The organism is Streptomyces wuyuanensis, assembly GCF_900103455.1.
GTDB lineage: Bacteria > Actinomycetota > Actinomycetes > Streptomycetales > Streptomycetaceae > Streptomyces > Streptomyces wuyuanensis.
Genome location: NZ_FNHI01000047.1, coordinates 1 through 5,609 on the forward strand (window position 1 = coordinate 1; position 5,609 = coordinate 5,609).

At 70.5% G+C, this 5,609-nt stretch carries 6 protein-coding genes; 3 read left to right on the top strand and 3 right to left on the bottom strand.

All coding sequences use genetic code 11. The features are described from left to right. Positions 1-123 (top strand): ATP-binding protein (locus BLT82_RS38935; protein ID WP_143041600.1); only part of this gene is annotated, 123 nt, incomplete at its 5' end. 340 nt (positions 124-463) lie between these two features. Beyond that, positions 464-1,927, top strand: a complete 1,464-nt coding sequence (locus tag BLT82_RS36100) for a dihydrolipoyl dehydrogenase family protein (protein ID WP_093662675.1) — start codon at positions 464-466, stop codon at positions 1,925-1,927. Between the two features lie 218 nt (positions 1,928-2,145). Here BLT82_RS36100 and BLT82_RS36105 read toward each other — a convergent pair whose 3' ends face one another. After that, entirely contained in the window at positions 2,146-3,066 is a 921-nt protein-coding gene (locus BLT82_RS36105; protein WP_093662677.1) for an NADP-dependent oxidoreductase, read from the bottom strand. A 240-nt stretch (positions 3,067-3,306) separates the two neighbouring features. Continuing rightward, complete coding sequence (locus tag BLT82_RS36110) at positions 3,307-3,966, bottom strand: RraA family protein (RefSeq protein ID WP_093662679.1); 660 nt, start codon at positions 3,964-3,966, stop codon at positions 3,307-3,309. A gap of 555 nt (positions 3,967-4,521) precedes the next feature. Here BLT82_RS36110 and BLT82_RS36115 point away from each other — a divergent pair. Next, entirely contained in the window at positions 4,522-5,196 is a 675-nt protein-coding gene (locus BLT82_RS36115) for an HAD family hydrolase (RefSeq protein ID WP_093662681.1), read from the top strand. Between the two features lie 272 nt (positions 5,197-5,468). On the opposite strand, the gene BLT82_RS38940 is transcribed toward BLT82_RS36115, so the two are convergent. After that, positions 5,469-5,609 (bottom strand): ATP-binding protein (locus BLT82_RS38940; RefSeq protein WP_143041601.1); only part of this gene is annotated, 141 nt, incomplete at its 5' end.

Consider the following 5,609-nt stretch of genomic DNA (forward strand, 5'->3'; position numbering starts at 1 on the left):
ACCACCGACGAGAACGGCCGCGGCCTCTTCCTCGTCTCCCAACTCTCCCGCCGATGGGGCTCACGCCCGATACCCGGTGGCAAGGTCGTCTGGGCGGAAGAGAGCCTCGCTGCCGAGGGCTGACGCTCGCAGGCGTCCGAGGATCCCGGGATCGGTCCCGTACCGGTCCCGTACCCGTACCGGATGAGGCTTCACCAGGCGATGCCACTGCCGCTGGAGCAAGATGGAGGGGTGCTGCGCGGCAACGCATCCGCCGGTCCGTGTGAGACGGGGGCGGGCGAGGTGCCTCGCGAACAGGGGCTGCGTTCCATCGCAAAGAAGAGGTGGCGACGGTGCGTGGTCGACCGACACACGGCGGCCACGGAGTGTGCGCACGGTTCACCGGTGGGACGGAACGGATGAGGGTCCACGCAGCGATCGGCCGTCGTCCTCGGCCGAGGCCGGCAGACAAGCTGGAGTAGCAATGAGCGACACTTCGCGCGTCTACGACGTCGTGGTCATCGGCGCCGGCCCTACGGGAGAGAACGTCGCCGACCGTACGAGCGCCGCCGGGCTCACCTCGGTGATCGTGGAGAACGAGTTGCTGGGCGGGGAGTGCTCGTTCTGGGCGTGCGAACCCAGCAAGGCACTGCTGCGGCCGGTGGTGGCACGCACCGACGCCCGCCGCGTACCGGGGCTGAGACGGGCGGTCGAGGGCCCCCTGGACGTCCCCGCGGTCTTCGCCTACCGCGACAAGATGTGCGTCTACTGGACGGACGACGACCAAGTCGACTGGCTCAATTCGGTGTCCGTGGATCTGGTGCGGGGCCGCGGCCGGCTCGACGGGCCGCGGCAGGTGGTCGTCGACACCAAGGAGGGCGGAACGGTCCGTCTGACCGCCCGGCACGCCGTGGCGGTGTGCACCGGTACGGTCACGGCGTTCCCGGACCTTCCGGGACTCGCCGAGGTGCGTCCGTGGACGAACCGCGAGGCGACGTCCGCCCGGCACGTGCCGGACCGGCTCGCCGTGGTCGGAGGCGGTGTGGTCGCCGTCGAGATGGCCACGGCATGGCAGGCACTCGGCTCCCAGGTGACCATGCTGGTCCGGGGCGATGCACTGCTCAGCCGGATGGAGCCGTTCGCCGGGGAGATGGTGGCCGAAGCCCTGCGGGAGGCCGGTGTGGACCTGCGTTTCGGCACCAAGGTGACGGGCGTCGTGCGGGAGGACGGCGCGGACAGCCCCGTGCGGGTCTCCCTGGCGCCGGGTGAACCGCTGGCCGCGGACGAGATCCTGTTCGCGACGGGGCGGGCGCCGCACACCGCGGAGCTGGGACTGGAGACGGTCGGTCTCACCCCGGGGGGCTGGCTGCCCGTCGACGACTCGTACCGCGTGACAGAAGTCGCCGACGGCTGGCTCTACGCGGTCGGAGACGTCAACCACCGGGCCCTGATGACGCATCAGGGCAAGTACCAGGCGCGGATCGCGGGCGCGGTGATCGGAGCCCGTGCCAAGGGCGAGCCGCTGGACGACGGCCGGTGGGGCGCACACGCCGCGACGGCCGACAGCGAGGCCGTGCCCCAAGTCGTCTTCACCGACCCGGACGTCGCCGACGTGGGTCTGACCACGATGGAGGCGGAACGCACCGGCCGCCGGGTCGACGTGGTGGACTACGACATCGGCCGGGTCGCCGGAGCGGTCCAGTACGCGGAGGGCTACCGGGGGAAGGCACGCGTGCTGATCGACCGGGACCGCGGCACCGTCGTCGGCGTCACCTTCGTCGGTCCCGGGGTCCAGGAACTGCTGTACTCGGCGACCGTGCTGATCGCCAGTGAGGCTCCCGTGGAGCGGCTGTGGCACGCCGTCCCGGCGTTCCCGACGATCAGTGAGGTCTGGCTGCGCATCCTCGAGACGTACCGGGATCGGGACCGGAGCGGAGAAGCGGCATGACACCGGCGTCGTGCGGTATGACACCGGCGTCGTACGGCCGCTTCGTACGACCCGCGCGGCGGTGACGCCCCCAACGCCCGCAAGGCGACTTCGGCCGCGGAGAACGTACCCGCAACACCGCAACGCGCCCTCCGGCGGTGCCCTCACACCGCAACGCGCCCTCCGGAGGTGGAACGCACCCTCCAATGCAAAGCGCCCTCCGGAGGTGGAACGCACCCTCAGTCCTCGGTGATCCGGATGATGGTCCTGCCGGCGGTGCCCCGGCCCGAGGCCAGCGCGGCGGGTGCTTCGGCGAGGGGGCGCACGGCCCCGACGGCCGGTTCGAGCCGTCCGTCCCGCAGCCGTTGGGCAAGGTCCGTCAGCCGCGCGCGATCGGGTTCGACGACGAAGAAGACGGCCCGCCCGTCCCTGGGACGGACCGTGGGCGGCATCGAGATGGCGACGAGAGTGCCACCGGGGCGCACCAGCGCCGCCGAGCGGTCCAGCACCTCACCGCCGATCGCGTCGAAGACCACGTCGACCTCGCCGGCGTCCTCCAGCCGGTCGGCCTCCAGGTCCAGGAAGACGTCCACACCGAGACCGAGTGCCCTGTCCCGGCCGCCGGCCCGGCCGGTGCCGATCACCCGGGCTCCCACCTCGCGCGCGAGTTGCACCGCGATAGAGCCGACACCGCCTGCCGCGCCGTGGATCAGTACCGTCTGCCCCGTCGTGAGCCGCCCGTGGTCGAACAGGCCCTGCCACGCGGTCAGCCCCGAGATCGGCAGTGCGGCGGCCTGGGCGTGGTCGACGTCCGCCGGGAGCGGAGCGAGGTTGCGGGCCTCCACCGCGGCGTACTCGGCCAGTGAGCCGTTGCGGGTCCAGTCGGCCAGGCCGAACACCCGCTGGCCGACGGTGAGACCGGTCGTTCCGTAGCCGAGTTCGGCGACGACACCCGACAGCTCGTGTCCGGGCACACTCGGAGTCCGGTCGCGGCCCGCGCGGTCCTCCCACGTTCCCGGCCAGTCGAGCTCCCCGGGCGTGAACCCCGCGGCGTGCACGCGCACCACGACGTCGTTCTCGGCGGCGTGCGGATACGGCAGCTCCGTCAAGGAGAGCCCACCGATGCCGGCGGCACGGTCTCGGACGGCGATGGCTTGCATGGCAGGACCTCTCTGTGACGGCATGTGCCGGATCGGGGCGCACCGACCTTGCGGACCCGGGCTCACCGAGCGCCGGAGACAGCCGTGACGTGCTCCTCCGATCACGTCGATCCGCATTCTGCTCCGTGTGACGAGCGGCGTATCACCGGTGATTTCCGTCTTGTGACGCCGGCATCGGGGGCCCAATCGGCATCGGGCCGCGGTCCGGCTTCCGCGGCTTCGTCAGGTGCTGCTGGTTGGCTATTCCTCGGGTTCGTATCCTGAAGCGCCCTCCTTGCGAGATTCCTCGGCGAATTCCGCTTCGTCCATCACCACACGATTGGCTTCTTCCAGGATCTGCAGAACTTCTGCCGCGGGGATGACCGCCGCCCCGGAGGAATCGGCGAAGACGTAATCGCCCGGACGTACTGCCACACCCGACACCAGCACGGGCCGGTTCGCCTCGAACGGCGTTATGGTGTCCCCGCCCCAGCGCACGGATTCGCCTCCGCAATAGACTGCGAACCCGCACTCGGAAAGCTGTGAGAAATCCCGGAGGCGACCGTCGGTCAGGATTCCGGCAAGTCCGTGGGCGGCGAGCCGGGAAAGCTTGCCGCCGCCGCCGAGCGACGCGTCGGGATACCCGTTGCTCGCCAGCACCAGCACCCGTCCCTGTCCGCCGTCGCGGACGGCCTCCTGGAAAAGCGCGGAGAAATTGTACCGGTCGGGCGGGAGAGCTTTCTGGCAGGACGGCATATAGGAAATCGTGATCGCCGGGCCGAACAGCAGGCGATCCGGCGTAGGGCTCTTCAGGTCGACCATATGGCACGGATGCCGATGGGCACGTCCCATCGCGTCGACGACGTCGGCGGTGCGCACACGGTCTGCGAGTTCGCGCAGCCGCGACTCTTCCTCCACCATCGGACCTCCTGGGGTGGGAATCCTTCGGCTCGGACGCCCGGAAGGGAGAAACGCCGAGGTCCCTCCCGGATGCGCACCGCACGGCTCGCCGCGGCCCGGCCTGCGGCAGCCGCAACGGCCCACCGGCACCTTCGGCGAGCGTTTCGGGGGCACTTTCCATCTTGCGCCGCAATGGCAGCCACTGCTACACCGGCCCCCGCCGGGCCGTCCCACCGCGCAGGAGTCCGCGCCGCTTTCTGCCGACTTCGCGCGCCGACTTCGCGTGCCGTCTTCACATTGCGTGCGCCGCGGCTCCGCCTCCTGCCGCTGCCCGACTGCGCGCAGTTGACGTCACCGCGGGTGACGCCGCGCGTAGTCCCGCCGGGCTCGGTGCCGCTCACGATCCCCCGGAGCCTTCACAGGGGCGATTCCTGCCCGATTCCGGGCAGGAACATGGAAGTTCGATGCCGTCCCCTCTAGGGTGATCGGTCTTGATCACCTGCTGTGGCGGACGCGGAGCGGGCCAACCGTGCACACCGATTCGAACCGTTCACACTCGAGTCGAAGGGGACGCCTATGCGCTCGCTTCCCACCGGAGCGGAGGCCGTGGTCTTCGACTGCGACGGCCTCCTGGTCGACACCGAAGACTGCTGGACCGTGGCGGAAACCGCGATCTTCGCGGCTCACGGCCGGCCTTTCGGCCCCGCGCAGAAGGCCCTCGTCATCGGCCGGACCCTGGGAGCCGCGGGCAAGGCCATGGCCGACCACTTCGGACGGCCCGGGGCCGGCGAGGAACTCGCCGCCGAACTCTTCGAAAGGGTCCGGGGGGAGCTGGCCCGCGGCGCCACGGCCCTCCCCGGGGCGATGGAGCTGGTGCGCGCCTGCAAGGAGCGCGTCCCCGTCGCCGTCGCCAGCAACAGCCCGCGAGAACTCCTGGAAACGGCGCTGCGATCGGCCGGACTCACCGACTTCTTCGCCCACTCGTTCGCGGCCGACGAGGTGCGGTCTCCGAAGCCCGCTCCGGATCTCTACCTCATGGCGTGCCGAGCACTCGGCGTCGCCCCGACGAGCAGCGTTGCCTTCGAGGACTCGGCCACGGGTATCGCGTCCGCGCGTGCCGCCGGGCTCCACATCGCCGTCGTACCGTCCCTTGCCGGAATCGACCTCGACCACGATTGGCTGGGCACGAGTCTCGCCGATCCCGAACTGCTGCACTGGGCCGGGGCGCTGGACTGCGACCGAGTGCCCTGACCCCCGACTCGGGCCACTGCCGCCGGTGTTGAGCGCGGCCGCTGTCAGAGGCGTCCCCGGAACGCAGCCCACCACTCTCAAGATCTGTACTGAAGCATCCTGCCTGGGCCACCTCTGGCCGCCTGCAGCAGAGGCGAACTCGTGATCTCGCCCCCAGCCGGACCAAGAAGCGCGAACCATCAACGGGGGACGTTCATCCGCACGCGACTGGGAAGCCGAGGTTGTACGCCGACATCCGGACAGGCGCATCCGGAGAACCGGCCGACCGGGGGTCATGGGTCCGGCTTCTTGCCGAACGCCGAGATGAGCTCTTGCTCTGCCCAGACGACCTTGCCACCGGGTATCGGGCGTGAGCCCCATCGGCGGGAGAGTTGGGAGACGAGGAAGAGGCCGCGGCCGTTCTCGTCGGTGGT

Excerpts from the sequence above, each read along its gene's own strand:
- BLT82_RS36115 (WP_093662681.1), top strand. The coding sequence starts at position 4,522 with ATGCGCTCGCTTCCCACCGGAGCGGAGGCCGTGGTCTTCGACTGCGAC.
- BLT82_RS36110 (WP_093662679.1), bottom strand. The coding sequence starts at position 3,966 with ATGGTGGAGGAAGAGTCGCGGCTGCGCGAACTCGCAGACCGTGTGCGC.
- BLT82_RS36105 (WP_093662677.1), bottom strand. The coding sequence starts at position 3,066 with ATGCAAGCCATCGCCGTCCGAGACCGTGCCGCCGGCATCGGTGGGCTC.
- BLT82_RS36100 (WP_093662675.1), top strand. The coding sequence starts at position 464 with ATGAGCGACACTTCGCGCGTCTACGACGTCGTGGTCATCGGCGCCGGC.